The following is a 17,130-nucleotide window of genomic DNA, read 5'->3' as shown; positions in this document are numbered from 1 at the left end:
CGTCGCCGCCGAGCGCGAGCTCGGGGATGTAGGACCCCGTTTCGTCGGTGGCGAAGACCGGGGCACCGAACGAGGTCTGGAACGGGTACATGTGGTACGCGTCGCCGCCCTCGGCGTCTTGCTGCAGCAGCAGCGGGTACTCACCACCGGCTTCCTCACCCGCGGCGACCAGCTCGTCCCAGGTGGTGGGCTCGGCGTCGGTCATGCCGTCGTTGCGGACCAGTGCGATGTTCTCGATGCCGTAGGGCACGCCGAAGTTCTGGCCGTCGTAGCTGAAGGCGTTCACCGCCACCTCGGAGAACTCCGACGCGGTCGCGCCCAGGTCCACGGCGGCCACGACACCGGCCGTGACCAGCTCGCCGGTCCAGTCGTGGGCGCCGACGATGATGTCCGGCCCCTCGCCGGTGGGTGCTGCTGCGAGGAACTCGGGGCGGATGTCGTCGAAGTTCTTCTGTACGACCTCGACCGCGACGCCGGTCTCGTCCTGGAACGACGCCGCGATGTCGGCCAGCGCATCCGCGCGGAGCTCGTCCGCCCAGATCGTCAGCGACCCGCTCATCTCGGGGGCGGTGGTCTCCTCGCCGGGGGTCGCGTCGGTGTCGGTGGTCGGGTCGGTGGTCTCGCCGCCGCCCTGGCATGCGGCGAGGGCCAGGGTCAGGCCTGCTGCCGCAGCGATCATGATGCTTCGACGCATCTGCTCACTCCTGTGTGTCGTGACTCGGCCGGCGTCGCGGCGTAGCGAGCGGCCCTGTTAGCCAGGAAGGTATCCCGGTTTCTTCCGTTCTGCAAGAGTTTGCTGTAACTTTCAGGACACGTTTCAGACGAGGGAGTCCCGGTGACCACCACGAGCACCAGCAGCCGCACCCGGCTGACCGATCTCGCCGAGATGGCGAGCGTCAGCACAGCCACGGTCTCGCGCGTGCTCAACGGGAAACCGGGGGTCGCCGCCGAGACGCGGCAGGCCGTGCTGAAGGCGCTCGATCTGCTCGGCTACGAGCGCCCCGAGCGGCTGCGCGGGCGTTCGGTCGGTCTGATCGGACTGGTCGTGCCCGAGCTCACGAACCCCGTCTTCCCGCTGTTCGCACAACGGATCTCCGCCTCGCTCGCCAGCTCCGGCTATACGCCGCTGCTGTGCACCCAGGTCGCGGGCGGCACCACCGAGGACGAGTTCACCGAGATGCTCCGTGACCACGGCGTCGACGGGATCGTGTTCGTCTCCGGCCTGCACGCCGACCGCAGCGCCTCCACCGAGCGCTACCACAGGCTCCGCAGCGACGGCGTTCCGATGGTGCTCGTGAACGGTCACCTCACTGGGCTCGATGCCTCGTTCATCTCGGCCGATGACGTCGAGGCGATGTCGCTCGCCGTGCGCCACCTCACCTCGCTGGGGCACACCCAGATCGGCCTTGCTGTGGGTCCGGACAGGTTCACTCCCGTGGTGCGCAAGATCGAGGGGTTCGCCACCGCGATGCACCAGAGCCTCGGGGTCGAGGACGTCGAGCCGTGGGTCTCGTCGTCGCTGTTCACACTGGAGGGTGGTCAAGCGGCCGCCAAGGAGCTGATCGAGAAGGGCTGCACCGGCATCGTGTGCGCCTCCGACGTGATGGCGCTCGGCGCCGTCAAGGCCGCGCGCGCACTCGGGCTGCAGGTGCCCACCGACGTCTCGGTCATCGGCTACGACGACTCCCCGCTCATCGCCTTCACCGACCCGCCGCTCACCACGATCCGGCAGCGCGTCGAGGAGATGTCCGCTGCCGCCGTCAACGCGCTGCTCACGGAGATCAGTGGCGGCGGCGCACCCCGCACCGAGCTCGTGTACTCCCCCGAGCTGATCGTGCGCGGTTCCACCGCACCCGCGCCCACCTGAACGCCGTGCGGGTCTCAGTCCTCGAAGATCTCTCGACCTGGGTAGTGGGGCTTGACCTCGCGGTTGACGAAGGCGCCGATCGAGTCCGCCGCCAGCAGCTCCCGATACACCGACGGCGGCACCATCGAGTACCGGTACACGTCACCACCTGCGTACTCGATGTCGAGCTCGTTCGTCTGCGCGTCGTAACCGACGGCGCCGACCGCGCCCGACCGCACCGGCTCACGTCTCACGGGCACAGCCTCTCGCCGTGCACGCGCGAGGGCAAGTAGTGGGAGGATCTCGCCGAGTGCTGTCGGCGCAGGAGGTTGCGATGACCGATCCGAACGAGCAGACGACCGTGCCTGCCGCGCGCCGCACTCCCCCGTGGCGGTACGCGATCGGGATGTTCGGCACCTCGATCCCCATCAACATGATCAAGGGCTCGATCATCTTGGTGTACGTCGACATGCTCGGCATGGACGCCCGCGCGTACGCCGCGGTGATGGTCGTCTACGCGATCATCGACGCGATCGACAACCCGCTGCTCGGGCACCTCTCGGACCGCACCCGCACGCGGTTCGGGCGGCGGCGTCCGTGGTTGTTGATCGGCGCACCGCTGCTCGCCGTCTCGATGATCGCGCTGTTCTCGGCCCCCAGCAGCTTCGAGGGTCTGAGCCTGGTGCTCTGGTTCGCAGTGTTCGCGATCCTGTGCGAGGCGTTCGACTCGATGCTCAACGCCAATTACGGGGCGCTGTTGCCCGAGCTGTTCCCCGGCGAGGTCGACCGGGCGCGTGCCAACAGCCTGCGCCAGGGCTTCCAGCTGGTGGCGCTGATCGTCTCGCTGGCGGTCACCCCGATGCTCGCGACGCAGGTGTTCGGGACCGAGGACGACCCCATCGGATACCGGATCACCGCGATCATCTACGGGATCGTCGCAGTCATCGCGATCGGGTTCATGGCGCTGGGTGCACGCGAGAACCCGCGCTACGCCACCCGAGAGCGGAGCCGATTCCTGCCGAGCGTGCTCGCGATCCTCAAGAACCCGCTGTTCTGGAAGGTCGGCCTCATCGGCGCCTGCTACGCGATCCCGATGGCCCTGGTGCTGTCCGGGGTGTCGCTGTACGTGCGGTACTCCCTGGGCCTGCCCGTGGGGCAGACGCTGTACCTGCAAGGGATCGTGATCGTGCTCGCCGGGGGCTGGCTCGTGGTGTGGACACGGGTGATCGCACGCAAGGGTGCGTTGTGGGCCTGGCGACTGGCGTTCCCGCTGCTCTCGCTCAGCTTCGTCGCCCTGTTCTTCGCGCACGACCTGGTGACGGCGATCGCCGCCGGTGCGCTGGTGGGGGTCGGCTGGTCAGGCATGTTGGCGACCAACGACCTCATCGTGGCCCGGGTCCTCGACGGCGACGCCGTGCGCAACGGCACGCACCGCGAAGGGCTGTTCCTGTCGGCGTTCGGCACGCTGGGCCGGCTCAATGGGGCGGTGACGGGTCTGGCACTGGCATCGCTGGGCCTGTTCTTCGGCTACTTCTCCGGCGACGCCCCCGGCGAGGATCCCGGCATGGCCTTCCGGTTCTACATGTGCGTATACCCGTTCGTGCTCACGCTGATCGGATCGATCGCCGCACGCTTCCTCGACGTGCCGCAGGAGACCCCGGCGGAGGCGGCGGCACCTGCACGCGGGGCACCTGTGTGAGCGAGCGTCGGCTCGTCCTCACCGCGGACGACCTCGGCCGCGACCCGCATACCGACGCGACCGTGCTCGCGCTGCTCGAGGCCGGCCACGTCAGTGCGACCACGCTGCTGGCCGTCGGGCCGGGCGCCGCGGCTGCTGCCGCCGGTGCGCACGCGCTCGGTACGACGCCGCGGCTGCACGCCACCCTCACCAGCGAGCGGGGCCTCGACCCGTGGCCGGCTCGATCGGGGTGTGCTGCCGTGATGGACGACGGCGGCGTCCTACCTCTCGATGGCTCCCTCGCCCGGGCACGGGCGAGCGTGGGCGACGTTGTCGGCGAGGTGGCCGCGCAGCTCACCTGGCTGCGCGGCCGTGGGCTCGCGCCGGCCGGCGTGGACTCGCACGCGGGCACGCTCTACGGGCTCGACGGCGCACCCTGGCTGGCCGCGGTGCTCAGGTGGTGCGCCGAGCAGGGGCTGGCGTTCCGGCTCCCTCGAGACCTTCGGCCCTACCTGGGTGAGGTCGCACCGGAGCTCGCCGCCCAGCACGCACACGCGGTAGCACTCGCCGACAGCCTCGGTGTCGCGCTACCCGCTGCCATGATCACGAACCGAGCCGATGCCGCCGAGCTCGGCTCGTACGAGTCGCTCCGCGAGCAGATGGTCGCCGCCCTCGACACGCTTCCGGTGGGCACGAGCGAGCTCTTCCTGCACCCGGCCGACGGTCTGCCCGGCCCGACCGGCCGGATCCGGTCGTGGGAGGCCCGCCTGTTGCGGGACCCGGCCTGGCACGACGCACTGACGAGTTCCGCGCTCGAGATCGTGCCCGACTGGTGGAGCCACGAGCCATGACAGACGTCATGCACGGCTCGCACCTGGTGTGGCAAGGTCCTCACCATGAACCGCAAGTACCTCTCGTTCATCGCGCTCGCCATCACGATCCTGTACGGTGCCGGGTTCGCCGCGTTGGACCCGACGCCGAACGGGTACGCGGCTATCGGCGGTGCCGTGGTCGCACTGGGTTGGATCTCGGTCGGTGTGTTCGGCAAGGACGTGCCGCCGGGCAGCGAGCAGCCGGCTGCGGGACGACCAGCATCGGGTCAGCCGAACGATGCGCCGCCCTACGGCACGCCGCCTGAGGATCAGCGCTAGCTCAACCGCCTGAGACGCTCAGCTCGGCCTCGGCGAGCATCTCGCTCAGCCGAGCGTCGATCTCACGGGTGGTCAGCCAACCTTCCGGTACCGCCGGGGTCTTCGGGCTCCCCGCACGCCCACGGGGCCCCTCGGCGCCCTCCCCGGGGTAGGGCTGCTCGAGGTCGAGCGCGGCGAGGCGATCGTCGAGCTCGGTGAGGCTGCTGACCAGTCCGAGCTGCGCCCGCGCCTCACCGCCGACCACGTACCCCTTGAGGTACCAGGACATGTGCTTGCGCAGCTCCCGTAGCGCACGGCCCTCGTCTCCGAAGTGCTCGACCATCAGCTCGGCGTGACGCCGGATCGCACGGGCGACCTCGCGCAATCCTGGGCGGACCCGCAGGTCGGACCCGGCGAAACCGGCCACGAGGTCGGTGAACAACCACGGCCGCCCCTGGCAGCCGCGGCCCACGACCACACCGTCGCACCCGGTCTGCGCGACCATCGCGAGTGCGTCCTCGGCGGACCAGATGTCGCCGTTTCCGAGCACCGGAACATCGGTCACCGCTTCCTTGAGCGCGGCGATCGCCTCCCAGTGCGCCGTCCCGGAGTAGTAGTCAGCAGCCGTGCGCGCGTGTAGCGCCACAGCGGCGACGCCCGCCTCCTGGGCACGCAGCCCGGCGTCGATATAGGTGAGGTGGTCGGCGTCGACCCCCATGCGCATCTTGATCGTCAGCGGGACGCCGCCGCGGCTGGCCTCTTCGACCGCGCCGGTCACGATGGCGCCGAAGAGCTCGTGCTTCCACGGCAGCACCGCTCCCCCGCCCTTGCGGGTCACCTTGGGCACGGGGCAACCGAAGTTGAGGTCGATGTGATCGGCGCGGTCCTCGGTCACGAGCATCCGCACCGCCGCGCGTACAGTGGCGGGATCCACGCCGTAGAGCTGCACCGAGCGGACCTTCTCGCCCGCGTCGTGGCTGATGATCCGCATCGACTCGGGCGTGCGCTCCACGAGCGCACGCGAGGTGACCATCTCGGCGACGTACAGCCCGACCGGTGCCGGTGCCGAGGCGACGTCGGCCGCCCCGGCCGACGGGACGCCGTCGAGCGCGGCATCCCGGCACAGGGTGCGGAAGGGCGCGTTGGTCACCCCGGCCATCGGCGCGAGCACGATGGGGGTGCCCACGTCGAGGGGACCGATGCGAAGACTCACCGGAGAAGTATCGCTGACGAGGCGCGCCTCAGGCGTCCTCGGGCTGATCCAGCAGACCCAGGTCGCCCAACGGCAGCGTCGCGGCCCGCTCCGCGATGCTCGCGTCGATCACCTCCCGGCGTGCGAGCATCTGCAACGTCCGCTCACGCACGGCGAGCAGCTGGGTTCGCTCGCGATCGTCGATCACCCCGAGGTCCAGCGGCACCCAGTAGCGATCCCGGCGCAGCTCGTCGGACGTGACCGGAGCCGGTGCCCTCGACGTCGCTGCCAGCACGAGCACCAGGCCACCGGCCGCGATCGCGGCCGCAGCGAGTACCGGGACCGCCCACGAGGGCGAGACCCACGTCTCCGCGAGGCGCGCACGCACCATCGGGATCGCGATCACGGCCGGCACCAGCACGAACGCGAGCATCCCGAAGGGCCGGGTCTCGCGGCGCCGCCCGCCACTCCACCAGCCGGCCACCAGCACCGCCGCGTACAGGCCAGCGACGACGAAGCACCACCCGGCCAACGGCACGCCGAACTCCGGGCGGAAGCCGCCGAAGTCCTCGCCCCTGCTCGGACCGCGGTACCCGAGCAGCGCGAGCATCCCACCGAGCGGCGCGAACAGCCCGATGAGCGCCACCAAGGCGGCCACCGGTCCGGGTACCGGGCGCGCCATCTCGAACCCGAGCCAGGTGGAACGGGCATGCGGATGACCCAGCAGCACCCGGCGCTCGACCTCCCGCAGCCGCACCGGGGCGTCCTTCACGGTGGCAGCCCAACGCTCGACCGGCGTCTCGCCCTGATCTGCCGTCGCCATGCTCAGCACGCTACCGGTCGGTAGTGTCGTGGCCGTGACTGAGCACGCGTCGATCACCAGGTTCCGGGAAGCCCTCACCACGGCCGGGGGCGAGGGCGAGATCAGGATCCTGCCGGACTCGGTGCACACGGCAGCCCTCGCCGCCGAGGCGCTCGGCTGCGAGGTGGGCGCGATCGCCAACAGCCTCCTGTTCGACGGCGGTGGTGCGCCGGTCCTCATCCTCACCTCGGGTGCGCATCGTGTGGACACTGCGCTCGTCGCCGAGACCACAGGTCCGCTGCGCCGCGCCGACAAGGACTTCGTTCGCACGCATACCGGGCAGGTCATCGGCGGTGTCTCCCCCATCGCCCACCCGGCGCCGATCCCGACCTACGTCGACCCGTGGCTCCAGCAGCACCCGGTCGTGTGGGCCGCCGCCGGCCACCCTGCTGCGGTGTTCTCGACCCGCTACGACGAGCTGATCCGGATGACGGCCGCCACGGAGCTCACGGTCGCCTGAGCCGGGCAGGTACGAACACGTACCTGCTGCTACCGCTGAGCGGTGCGCCCCACGAGCAGGGCGGAGATCGCCGTCGTCGCCGGGATGGCCAGCACCAGACCGATCGAGGAGACCAGCGTGCGCACGACCTCCTCGACGATCTCGCCCGACATGAGGAACTCGAGCAGCGTGCGGTCGTAGATCGCTCCGACCATGAGCAGCGGCAGCGACGTGCCCACGTACGCGAACGCGAGCGTGTACACGGTGGACGCGATGTGATCGCGCCCGATCCGCATGGCACGACGGAACACCTTGATCCGGCCGGCGCTCGGGTCGGTCGCGTGCAGCTCCCACACGGCGGAGGCCTGCGTGATCGTGACGTCGTTGAGCGCGCCGAGCCCGGCGATGACGATCCCGCACAGCAGCAGGGCGCTCAGACTCACGCCCGGGAACGTGTTGTAGACCATGAAGGCCTCTTCGGACCCGTTCCCCACGAGGTTGCCGGCGTCGATCGCCCACCATCCCAGCCCGGTGGTGATGGCGAGTCCGGCGAACGTGCCGAGCAACGCCGTCGTGGTCCTGATCGAGATCCCGTGCGCGAGATACACGGCGAGGAACATCATGGCGCTGGACCCGACGAGCGCCACCAGCAAGGGCGAGGTCCCGAGGATCAGCGCGGGGATGACGAACACCCCCACGATCACCAGCGACCCTCCCAGGCCGAGCACCGCAGCCAGACCGCGCCATCGTGCGACCAGCGCCACCACGAGCAGGTAGAGCGCCGCCAGCACGATCACCGGGATGTCGCGCACGAAGTCCACGAACACGAACGGCGACCCGGTCGCAGCGGCCCCGGCCACGTACAACATCCGGATCTCGTCGCCCGGCTCGACCCCCTCGTCGATGACCTCCGCCGGCGCTTGCACGCTGACCTCCCGGCCGGCGTGCTCGCCCGTGAGGACCTCGACGACGAGCTCGCCGCCCTCAGTACTCGGCACGTCGACGACGACGCCACGCTCGAACGAGGCGCCGTCGACCGTCAAGGGCAGGGATGCGATCGCGGACTCCCCGCGCGGCCACAGCGCCACCAGCCCGACCACCGTGGCGATCAGCAGCGGCACCACGAGCGCAGCGAGCACGACGCGGATCCGCCGCGCCTCGGCCGCCGGGATCTCGACCGGACCGTGGCCGTGGCTGTGACCGCCCACCTCACGGAGGGGCCCCCGCGCACGACGGCGAGATGCGCGCCGGGAGGTGGGTTCACCCGAGGCCTCCGGCTCCTCGGGCTCGGACGTCACAGCTCAGGCCCCGACCAGGCGCTCCGCGAGGTAACCGCGGAGCTGATCCAGCGCAACCCGCTCTTGCACCATCGAGTCCCGCTCCCGGACCGTGACTGCCTGGTCGGCCGCGGTATCGAAGTCCACGGTCACGCAGAACGGTGTGCCGATCTCGTCATGGCGGCGATAGCGGCGGCCGATCGCGCCTGCGTCGTCGAAGTCCACTGTCCAGACCTTGCGCAGCTCCGCCGCCAGGTCACGGCCCGTCGGTGAGAGCTGCTCGTTGCGCGAGAGCGGCAGCACCGCGACCTTGACCGGAGCCAGCCGAGGGTCGAGGTGGAGCACGGTGCGGGTGTCGGTGCCGCCCTTCGCATTCGGCACCTGCTCCTCGTCGTAGGACTCCACGAGGAACGCCATCAGCGAGCGAGTGAGCCCGGCCGCGGGCTCGATCACGTAGGGCGTCCACCGTTCGTTGGTGGCCTGGTCGAGGTAGGACAGGTTCTGGCCCGAGTGCTCGCTGTGCGTGGTCAGGTCGAAGTCGGTGCGGTTGGCGATGCCCTCGAGCTCGCCCCACTCCGACCCCTGGAACCCGAACCGGTACTCGATGTCCACGGTGCGCTTGGCGTAGTGGGAGAGCTTCTCGGCCGGGTGCTCGTAGTGGCGCAGGTTCTCGCGCGCGATGCCGAGGTCGGTGTACCAGTCGGTCCGGTTGTCGATCCAGTACTGGTGCCACTCCTCGTCGGTGCCCGGCTGGACGAAGAACTCCATCTCCATCTGCTCGAACTCACGTGTGCGGAAGATGAAGTTCCCGGGTGTGATCTCGTTGCGGAACGACTTGCCGATCTGGCCGATGCCGAACGGCGGCTTGCTGCGGCTGGTGCGCATGACGTTCGCGAAGTTCACGAAGATGCCCTGCGCGGTCTCGGGCCGCAGGTAGTGCAGGCCGGATTCGTCCTCGACCGGGCCCACGTAGGTCTTCAGCATCATGTTGAAGTCGCGCGGCTCGGTCCAACGGCCCACGGTGCCGCAGCTCGGGCACGGCACACCCGCGAGCCCACCCTCGGGCTCACGGCCCTTGCGCTCGGTGAACTCCTCGATCAACTGGTCCTCACGGAACCGCTTGTGGCACTGCAGGCACTCGGTCAGCGGGTCCGTGAACACGCCCACGTGCCCCGAGGCCTCCCAGACCTGCTTGGGGAGGATCACGGCGGAGTCGAGACCCACCACGTCGTCGCGGCCGCGCACCACGGACTGCCACCACTGCCGCTTGATGTTCTCCTTGAGCTCCACGCCGAGCGGGCCGTAATCCCAGGCGGACCGTGTACCTCCGTAGATCTCGCCCGTCTGGAACACGAAGCCGCGCCGCTTCGCGAGGCTGATGATGCTGTCGAGTCGGGAGGCTGCGTTGGCCACGATGGGGGACCCTTTCTCATGCCGCACCCGACCTGGCTGGCCGGGCGTCCGAGCCAGGCTAGCCGGTCGACGTGAACCCGGTTTGACAACCGTTCTCAGCATTGTTGAGAATCGTTGTCATGACATCGCGTCGCGTCCTCGCTGCTCTGCTGTTTCCCGCCCTCGCGCTCGGCGCGGCGGGTTGCTCGGCAGGTGAGGACGACGGCGAGGTCGAGATCGCGGTGACGGCCTACCCGCTGCAGTTCATCGCCGAGCGGGTGGCCGGCGAGACCGCGACCGTGACGAACGTCGCACCCGCCGGGACCGAGCCGCACGATCTGGAGCTCTCGCCGTCGGGCGTGTCCACCATCCTCAACGCTGACGCGGTGCTGATGCTCTCCGGCTTCCAGGCCGCCGTCGACGACACGATCGGTGAGATCGATGACGACGGGCCGGTCGTCGTCGATGCGGCCGACTCCGCCGACCTGCTGACCTCCGAGGACGACCACGAGCACGAGGAGGAGCACGGAGACGAGGACCACGAGCACGACCACGGTGGCGTGGACCCGCACTTCTGGCTCGACCCGATGCGGGTGGCCGCCGTGGCCGACGCGCTCGCGGCAGCGTTGGCGGAGTCGGACCCCGACAACGCCGCCACGTACGAGACCAACGCCGCAGAGCTTCGCACCGACCTCGACTCGCTCGAGGGTGAGATCAGCGAGGGGCTGGCCGAGTGCGTGGAGCGGACGTTCGTGACCAGTCACGAGGCGTTCGGGTACCTTGCGGACGCGTTCGACCTCACTCAGATCGGCATCAGCGGGCTCGACCCCGAGGCCGAGCCCTCCCCCGCACGCGTGGCCGAGGTGCTGCAGGAGGCGAGCGACGCCGGCGTCACCACGATCTTCACCCAGCCCGGCGGTCTCACCGCCGGGGCCGACACCGTCGCGGCCGAGCTCGGCGTCACGCTCGCTACGCTCGATCCGATCGAGCTCACTCCTGAGGGCTCGGACTACCTCGGCGCGATGCGGAGCAACCTCAGCGCCCTCCACGAAGGACTTCAGTGCAGCTAGACCCGGATCCGGTCCACCTGGAGTCGGCGTCGGTCGCGATCGGGGGCGCCCGGCTGCTGACCGACGTCGACCTGCAGGTCCACCCGGGTGAGGCGGTCGCCCTGCTCGGCGCGAACGGGTCCGGCAAGTCCACCCTGATCCGGGCGGCACTCGGCCAGGTGCCCGTGGTCAGCGGTGACGCGCAGCTGTTCGGCATGTCCACGCGTCACGCTGCCGCCCGGGTGCCCTGGCCGCGCATCGGCTACGTGCCGCAGCGCCTCAGCGCTGCCTCGGGTGTTCCGGCGACCGCGCTCGAGGTGGTGCTGACCGGGGCGTTGGGCCGCGCCCGGTGGTGGCCGCGGCGGTCCGACCGCGCGCGGGCGCTGGCGGCGCTGGAGCAACTCGGGGTGTCCGAGCTCGCGCACCGGCCATTCGGAGTGCTCTCCGGTGGGCAGGCCCAGCGGGTGGTGATCGCACGCGCACTGATCCGCGACCCCGACCTGCTGATCCTCGACGAACCGCTGGCCGGCGTCGACCTGCTCACGCAGTCCTCGTTCGCCAGTCTGCTGAGCGACCTGCACACCCAGGGCCGCACGATCGTCATGGTGCTGCACGAGCTGGGACCGTTCGCCGAGCTGCTGGACCGCGCCGTGGTGCTGCGGGCTGGACGGGTCATCCACGACGGCGATCTGCCGCGCGACCACGCCCACCCGCACGGCGCGCACGACCACCTGCACGTCGAGCACGCGATGCCGACGGAGCCGGAGACCCAGCGGAGCCTCCCGTGACCGACGTGCTCCAGATGCTCTCGACGCCGCTGTTCCAGCGTGCACTGATCGCCGCCCTCGTGGTCGGTGTCAGCGCGCCGGTCGTCGGCACATTCCTGGTTCAGCGGCGCCTGTCGTTGCTCGGTGACGGCATCGGCCACGTGGCACTCACCGGCGTGGCGACCGGTTGGTTGGTGGGCGCTGCCACCGGAGCCGCGCAGGCCGACGCGTACGCGATTCCCGGCGCCGTGGTGGCGTCGGTGATCGGCGCCGTGGCCATCGAGGCCGTGCGCTCGCGTGGCCGCACCAGCGGTGACCTCGCGCTCGCGCTGCTGTTCTACGGCGGGATCGCCGGCGGCGTGGTGCTGATCGGGCTCGCGGGCGGCACCAGCGCCAACCTCATGAGCTACCTGTTCGGATCGCTCGCCACCGTGAGCAACACCGACCTGGTGGCCACGCTGGTGATGTCGGCCGTGATCCTGCTCGTAGGCGTCGGGCTGCGGAGCGCCCTGTTCGCCGTGAGCCAGGACGAGGAGTTTGCTCGCTCGACCGGGTTGCCGGTGACCGCGCTCAACATCGCGGTCGCCGTGGTGGCGGCGCTGACGGTCACGGTGTCGATGCGGGTGGTGGGTCTCCTCTTGGTCAGCGCGCTGATGATCGTGCCGGTCGCGGCCTCGCAGTTGATCGCGCGTTCGTTCCGGCAGACGATGACGCTCGCCATGGTCATCGGTGGCATCGCCTGCGTGGGCGGGCTGCTGGTGACGTTCACGGTCGACCTGGCACCGGGTGCGGTGATCGTGGTGGTGGCCATCGCCATCTACGCTGGGGTTGCTGCGTTGCGGCCCCTGTGGCACCGGGCCGCACGCACCGCGACCACCGTGGAAGGAGCGAGCCGCTGATGCAACGCATGACCCGGCAGCGCGCCGCGCTCGCCGAACTGCTCGAGGAGACCCCCGACTTCCGGTCCGCCCAGCAGCTCCACCAGCTGCTCAAGGACGCCGGCCAGAACGTGGGGCTCGCCACGGTGTACCGCACCGTGCAGTCGATGGCCGAGGCCGGCGACGTCGACGTGCTGCGGATCGAGGACGGCGAGGCCCTGTACCGCCGCTGCGCACGCGGCCACCACCACCACCTCGTGTGCCGCGAGTGCGGCAAGACTGTGGAACTCGCCGGTGAGGCCGTGGAGAGGTGGGCGTCGCGGATCGCGCAGGAGCACGACTTCGTGGATGTCGACCACACCGCCGAGCTCGTCGGGATCTGCCAGGAGTGCGCCGCACGCCTCTACGGGGGCGCACCGCGTGCCTGACTTCCTCGCCACGATGCCGTTCTGGGTGGCCTTCGTTGCCCTGTTTCTCGGCGCGATGGCTCGCGGCCAGATGGTGTACTGGATCGGCCGTGTCGCCACCGAGCAGACCCTCCGTCGCACCCACCCCGAGGGTGGCTGGCAACGGCGGATGCACGACTGGCTCCAGGCAGGTGGAGCCGAGCCCGGGGTCCGTGCGCTGCGCAGGTTCGGCCTCGTGATGGTCCCGCTGTGCTACCTCACGGTCGGGTTCCAGTCGATGGTGCAGGCCGGTGCCGGGATCCTGCGGATCGAGCTCTGGAAGTACGCCCTCGCACAGATCCCCGGCGCCCTCGCGTGGGCCACGATCTACGCCACGATCGGCTTCGCTGCCTGGGAGGCCGTGATGGCCGCGGCAGCCGGTTCACCGCTGGGACTGGCGGCGATCCTCGCCGTCGTGCTGGTGATCGTCCTCACCGTGGTGTTCCTGCGTCGGCGGCGCAACCGCGCTGCCCTCGCCGCCGTGCTGCCTGTGGCCGAGGACCCCACAGCGGCTGACGTCACTGATTCCTAACGGCGTCCACGGCAGTGCCGTAGCGGCGGTCTCGTCGCGCGTAGGTCACCGCGGCGTCCCAGAGGTCGCGGCGGTCGACGTCGGGCCAGGGCTTGTCGAGGAACACCATCTCGGCGTAGGCGGACTGCCAGATGAGGAAGTTCGAGGCGCGCTGCTCGCCGCCGGTGCGCAGGAACATGTCGACGTCGGGCATGTCGGGCTCGTCGAGGTGCCGGGCGATCGTGCGTTCGGTGATCCGCTCCGGGTCCAGGCGGCCGGCGGCGACCTCGCGCGCGATGGATCGCGTGGCATCGGCGATCACGGCGCGGCCGCCGTAGTTGACGCACATCGTCAGCGTGCAGGTGGAGTTGGCGCGCGTGCGCTTCTCGGCTTCCTCCAGCTCGGCGATCACGCTGCGCCACAGCCGCGGCCGGCGCCCCGCCCATCGGACCCGCACACCCCAGCTGTTCATCTCGTCGCGCCGCCGCCGCAGCACGTCACGGTTGAATCCCATCAGCCAGCGCACCTCGGCGGGCGACCGCTTCCAGTTCTCGGTGGAGAACGCGTAGGCGCTGATGTGGGTGATGCCCATCTCGATGGCGCCGGCCACGACGTCGAGGAGCACAGCCTCGCCGGCCGCGTGGCCATCGGTGCGGGGAAGGCCCCGAGCGTTGGCCCAGCGGCCGTTGCCGTCCATCACCACGGCGACGTGCTTGGGGACCAGCTGGTCCGGCAGCTGGGGAGGCCGCGCGCCCGAGAGATGCGGCGGCGGGGCGATCGGACCGACTGCGGTCATGCCCGCTCGACCAGCCGCAACGAGCGCAGTCCCCGCTCCAGGTGGTACTGCGTGTACGCGGCGACCAGTCCGGACGCCTCGCGACGGTGCCGCTCGTCGCTCGGGTCAGCGATCGCCCAGTCCCCCGTCAGCAGCGCTCCGAGGAGCGTGACGGTCTCCGGTGCGGGCGCGGCTGATCCCGGCGGCCGGCACGACGCGCACACCATGCCACCCAGCGGCGCGGCGAACGCACGGTGTGGACCGTCGGCGTCGCAGCGGGCGCACTCGGAGAAGCTCGGCGCCCATCCCGCGATCGCGAGCGAGCGCAGCAGGTAGGAGTCCAGCACGAGGCTCGGAGCGTGGGTCCGCTCCGCCAGCGCCCGCAGCGCCCCGACCAACAGCAGGTACTGCTGCGTGGCCGGCTCACGCTCGATCTCGGTGAGCCGCTCGGCGGTCTCGACCATCGCCGTGGCCGTGGTGAACAGCGAGTAGTCGGCTCCGATGGACCGCCCGTGCGGGGCGAGCGTGTCCACCTGGGTGACGATGTCGAGGTTGCGGCCGATGTGGAGCTGCAGATCCACCACGCTGAACGGCTCCAGCCGGGCGCCGAACCTCGAGGACGTGCGGCGCACGCCCTTGGCGACCGCGCGGATCTGCCCGTGCTCACGGGTGAGCAGCGTGATGATCCGATCGGCCTCCCCGAGCTTGCGGGTGCGCAACACCACGCCCTCGTCCCGGTACAGCTTCACCGGACCATTCTCCCCCACCCCGGCAGCGGTCGGGCTGCGCCGCGCCTGTCGATCGTGACCTTCTCCCGATCTTCACAGCATTCCCAGGTCATCCTCAGGCTCGAGGAGTAGGCCAGGATGACAACCACATCGAGGAGGGGCGATGAGCACGCGACGAACCGCGACGATCCTGGGGGCCGCGATCATGGTGGCGGCACTGCTCGGGGCATGCAGCGACGGAGGCACTGACACGCCACCCGACGGCACCACGACCGCGAGCCAGACGCCGTCGGAGGGGACCGAGCCCAGCACCACGGACGCGGGTACGACCGACCCGGCCAGCACGGAGTCGGGCACGGCGGCCGGATGCGCGGCAACCGACGACACCGTGCCACCGGAGGCCGAGCTCGGTCCCACCGCGGATCTCGACGGCGACGGTGCGGCGGACGAGCTCTGGCTCGCCGATGTGGACGGCACGCACATGCTCGGCGTGCAGACCGCGTCGGGTGCGGTGTTCTCCACCGAGTTCACCTCTGCCGCACCGCAGGCCGCTTCGGCGCTGGGTCAGGTGCTCGGCGACGGCAGTGCAATCGTGCTGCTCGACACCGGCCGCGAGGTGCCGCTCTACGCCGTGATCGACTGCGCGCTCACGCCCACCCAGAACGACCAGGCGGAGCAGTACACCTTCGATCGTGGCTTCACCGGGTACGGGACCGGGGTGGGCTGCATCGATGTCGACGGCGGTGGTCTGAGTCTGGTCGGCTATCTCGCCGAGGTGGAGGGCGAGCGGGCCACGGTGACGACGACCGCGATCGAGCTCAGTGACGGCGGCGCCGCGGCGTCCAACGGCGAGGCCACCGAGCAGACGGATCTCGACGCCGACGACCCTGCGGTCGAGGCGGCCTCCGAGGTCTCGTGCGGTGACGCCGAACCCGTGATGGAGCCGCAGGGCTGACCCTCGCGTCAGTCCAACGGCCGGTACCGCAGCCCCAGCCGATCGAGGCGCGCCAGATGGCCGTCGGCGAGAAGGCGCAGGAAGTCGTCCAGATCGGTGCGCGTGCCCCACGCGACCTCACTGACGGCACACAGGCGCGGGAAGGTCATGTACTCGAGGTGCTCCTCGGTGGCGACGTACTCACGCCAGAGCTGTGCCTGTACGCCGAGCACCAGGGCACGCTGCGCGTCCGTGGCATCCTCGGGCAGAACCTCCGTGCCGTAGACATCGGCGAGCGTCGAGAGGCCACCGATCGCCAACGGCTCGCTCGCGCTGCCTGCCTGGTAGTAGTCGAGGTACAGGGTGTGGCAACTCGCGTAGATGGCCCGTAACCCGTGCCGCTGCGCCCAGGCCACGTCGACTCCGCGGCGCCACACCATCGCGATCGCGTCCTCAGGCGGCTGGGCCTCGCCGATCTCGTCCCATCCGATCATCGTGCGACCGGCCGCCGAGATGATCTCGTGCGCCACCGTCAGGAACTCGCGCTGGATCTGGCGCTCCGAGGTCAGGCCGCGCTCGGCCATGAATGCCTGCGCCTGCGGCGACGCCTCCCACTCCACGGTGGGGCACTCGTCGCCGCCGATGTGGATCCATGGGCCGGGGAAGATGTCGAGCACCTGCGCGAGCACGTCACGGACGAACCGGAACGCCTCGTCGCTGGGTGCGAGCACGTGGTCGGAGATCCCCCAGACCTCACGCACGTGGACCGGATGCTCGAGGTTGCCGAGCGCGGGGTACGCAGCCACGGCGGCCTGCATGTGGCCCGGGAGGTCCAACTCGGGGACGAGCACCACGCCGCGCTCGGCGCCGTACCCCACCAACGCGCGCAACTCGTCGGCCGTGTAGTAGCCACCGTGCGGCTCCTCGCGCCACCTCGGCTGCGCATCGGCAGCCAGGGAGGTGCGGTGGTGGCCCTCGAGCGTGCGAGGGCGCTGCGAGCCGACCTCGGTCAGCCGGGGCCAGCCCGGGATCTCCAGCCGCCAGCCCTGGTCGTCTGTCAGGTGCAGGTGCAGGCGGTTCATCCGGTGCAGCGCGAGCGCATCGATCAGCTTCTCGAGCTCGGCGATCGGTGTGAAGTGCCGCGAGCAGTCGACCATGAGCCCCCGCCAGCCGTGCTCAGGCTCGTCCTCGATCGCCACACCCGACAGCACGCGGTTGCCAACGGC

The 17,130-nt window shown here is 70.4% G+C and carries 20 protein-coding genes; 11 read left to right on the top strand and 9 right to left on the bottom strand.

What is annotated here, in order from left to right; all coding sequences use genetic code 11:
- Positions 1-694: sugar ABC transporter substrate-binding protein (locus ACOJSN_RS21910; RefSeq protein WP_420114607.1), on the bottom strand; the 694-nt coding region annotated here is incomplete at its 3' end.
- A 141-nt stretch (positions 695-835) separates the two neighbouring features.
- Between ACOJSN_RS21910 and ACOJSN_RS21905 the strand changes: the two genes are divergently transcribed.
- A complete protein-coding gene (locus ACOJSN_RS21905) occupies positions 836-1,867 on the top strand; it encodes a LacI family DNA-binding transcriptional regulator (RefSeq protein ID WP_420114606.1) in 1,032 nt (343 codons plus the stop codon).
- A gap of 14 nt (positions 1,868-1,881) precedes the next feature.
- On the opposite strand, the gene ACOJSN_RS21900 is transcribed toward ACOJSN_RS21905, so the two are convergent.
- The gene (locus tag ACOJSN_RS21900; protein WP_420114605.1) at positions 1,882-2,100 is read right to left on the bottom strand and encodes a KTSC domain-containing protein; all 219 of its coding nucleotides are present in this window, start codon (positions 2,098-2,100) and stop codon (positions 1,882-1,884) included.
- 80 nt (positions 2,101-2,180) lie between these two features.
- Here ACOJSN_RS21900 and ACOJSN_RS21895 point away from each other — a divergent pair, with 80 nt between their 5' ends.
- From ACOJSN_RS21895 to ACOJSN_RS21885, 3 genes are read left to right on the top strand one after another with little or no spacing between them, the layout of a single operon-like run.
- On the top strand, positions 2,181-3,545 hold the full coding sequence (locus tag ACOJSN_RS21895) for an MFS transporter (protein WP_420114604.1): 1,365 nt from the start codon (positions 2,181-2,183) through the stop codon (positions 3,543-3,545).
- Positions 3,542-4,375, top strand: a complete 834-nt coding sequence (locus ACOJSN_RS21890) for a ChbG/HpnK family deacetylase (RefSeq protein WP_420114603.1) — start codon at positions 3,542-3,544, stop codon at positions 4,373-4,375. The genes ACOJSN_RS21895 and ACOJSN_RS21890 overlap by 4 nt, the downstream gene beginning before the upstream one ends.
- Before the next feature lie 45 nt (positions 4,376-4,420).
- Complete coding sequence (locus tag ACOJSN_RS21885; protein WP_420114602.1) at positions 4,421-4,675, top strand: hypothetical protein; 255 nt, start codon at positions 4,421-4,423, stop codon at positions 4,673-4,675.
- Between the two features lies 1 nt (position 4,676).
- On the opposite strand, the gene dusB is transcribed toward ACOJSN_RS21885, so the two are convergent.
- Both dusB and ACOJSN_RS21875 read right to left on the bottom strand, forming a co-directional pair.
- Positions 4,677-5,867, bottom strand: a complete 1,191-nt coding sequence (dusB, locus tag ACOJSN_RS21880) for a tRNA dihydrouridine synthase DusB (RefSeq protein WP_420114601.1) — start codon at positions 5,865-5,867, stop codon at positions 4,677-4,679.
- A 28-nt stretch (positions 5,868-5,895) separates the two neighbouring features.
- Positions 5,896-6,669, bottom strand: a complete 774-nt coding sequence (locus tag ACOJSN_RS21875; protein ID WP_420114600.1) for a hypothetical protein — start codon at positions 6,667-6,669, stop codon at positions 5,896-5,898.
- Between the two features lie 34 nt (positions 6,670-6,703).
- Here ACOJSN_RS21875 and ACOJSN_RS21870 point away from each other — a divergent pair, with 34 nt between their 5' ends.
- Positions 6,704-7,168, top strand: a complete 465-nt coding sequence (locus ACOJSN_RS21870; protein ID WP_420114599.1) for a YbaK/EbsC family protein — start codon at positions 6,704-6,706, stop codon at positions 7,166-7,168.
- A gap of 29 nt (positions 7,169-7,197) precedes the next feature.
- On the opposite strand, the gene ACOJSN_RS21865 is transcribed toward ACOJSN_RS21870, so the two are convergent.
- Positions 7,198-8,355, bottom strand: coding sequence for a YibE/F family protein (locus ACOJSN_RS21865; RefSeq protein ID WP_420114598.1), 1,158 nt, complete (start codon positions 8,353-8,355; stop codon positions 7,198-7,200).
- A gap of 93 nt (positions 8,356-8,448) precedes the next feature.
- Complete coding sequence (locus ACOJSN_RS21860; protein WP_420114597.1) at positions 8,449-9,837, bottom strand: glycine--tRNA ligase; 1,389 nt, start codon at positions 9,835-9,837, stop codon at positions 8,449-8,451.
- A 119-nt stretch (positions 9,838-9,956) separates the two neighbouring features.
- Between ACOJSN_RS21860 and ACOJSN_RS21855 the strand changes: the two genes are divergently transcribed.
- The 5 genes from ACOJSN_RS21855 to ACOJSN_RS21835 are packed head-to-tail and all read left to right on the top strand — an operon-like array spanning position 9,957 to position 13,488.
- On the top strand, positions 9,957-10,886 hold the full coding sequence (locus tag ACOJSN_RS21855; protein ID WP_420114596.1) for a metal ABC transporter substrate-binding protein: 930 nt from the start codon (positions 9,957-9,959) through the stop codon (positions 10,884-10,886).
- Positions 10,877-11,653, top strand: coding sequence for a metal ABC transporter ATP-binding protein (locus ACOJSN_RS21850; RefSeq protein WP_420114595.1), 777 nt, complete (start codon positions 10,877-10,879; stop codon positions 11,651-11,653). The genes ACOJSN_RS21855 and ACOJSN_RS21850 overlap by 10 nt, the downstream gene beginning before the upstream one ends.
- On the top strand, positions 11,650-12,531 hold the full coding sequence (locus tag ACOJSN_RS21845) for a metal ABC transporter permease (protein WP_420114594.1): 882 nt from the start codon (positions 11,650-11,652) through the stop codon (positions 12,529-12,531). The genes ACOJSN_RS21850 and ACOJSN_RS21845 overlap by 4 nt, the downstream gene beginning before the upstream one ends.
- On the top strand, positions 12,531-12,938 hold the full coding sequence (locus ACOJSN_RS21840; protein ID WP_420114593.1) for a Fur family transcriptional regulator: 408 nt from the start codon (positions 12,531-12,533) through the stop codon (positions 12,936-12,938). Before ACOJSN_RS21845 ends, ACOJSN_RS21840 begins: the two co-directional genes overlap by 1 nt.
- Positions 12,931-13,488, top strand: coding sequence for a DedA family protein (locus ACOJSN_RS21835; RefSeq protein WP_420114592.1), 558 nt, complete (start codon positions 12,931-12,933; stop codon positions 13,486-13,488). Before ACOJSN_RS21840 ends, ACOJSN_RS21835 begins: the two co-directional genes overlap by 8 nt.
- On the opposite strand, the gene ACOJSN_RS21830 is transcribed toward ACOJSN_RS21835, so the two are convergent.
- Entirely contained in the window at positions 13,475-14,263 is a 789-nt protein-coding gene (locus tag ACOJSN_RS21830) for an isoprenyl transferase (RefSeq protein ID WP_420114591.1), read from the bottom strand. The two genes, ACOJSN_RS21835 and ACOJSN_RS21830, sit on opposite strands and share 14 nt — an antisense overlap.
- Positions 14,260-14,991, bottom strand: a complete 732-nt coding sequence (gene recO, locus ACOJSN_RS21825) for a DNA repair protein RecO (protein WP_420114590.1) — start codon at positions 14,989-14,991, stop codon at positions 14,260-14,262. Before recO ends, ACOJSN_RS21830 begins: the two co-directional genes overlap by 4 nt.
- A 142-nt stretch (positions 14,992-15,133) precedes the next feature.
- Here recO and ACOJSN_RS21820 point away from each other — a divergent pair, with 142 nt between their 5' ends.
- Positions 15,134-15,925: a hypothetical protein gene (locus ACOJSN_RS21820; protein WP_420114589.1), complete on the top strand. Its 792-nt coding sequence runs from the start codon at positions 15,134-15,136 to the stop codon at positions 15,923-15,925.
- Positions 15,926-15,933: 8 nt separating this feature from the next.
- On the opposite strand, the gene ACOJSN_RS21815 is transcribed toward ACOJSN_RS21820, so the two are convergent.
- Positions 15,934-17,130, bottom strand: a 1,197-nt coding sequence (locus ACOJSN_RS21815; protein WP_420114588.1) for a beta-N-acetylhexosaminidase, incomplete at its 5' end; no start/stop codon positions are given.

Source organism: Pseudactinotalea sp. (genome assembly GCF_048594945.1).
Classification (GTDB): Bacteria; Actinomycetota; Actinomycetes; order Actinomycetales; family Beutenbergiaceae; genus Pseudactinotalea.
This window is presented reverse-complemented; position numbering and strand designations above follow the sequence as displayed.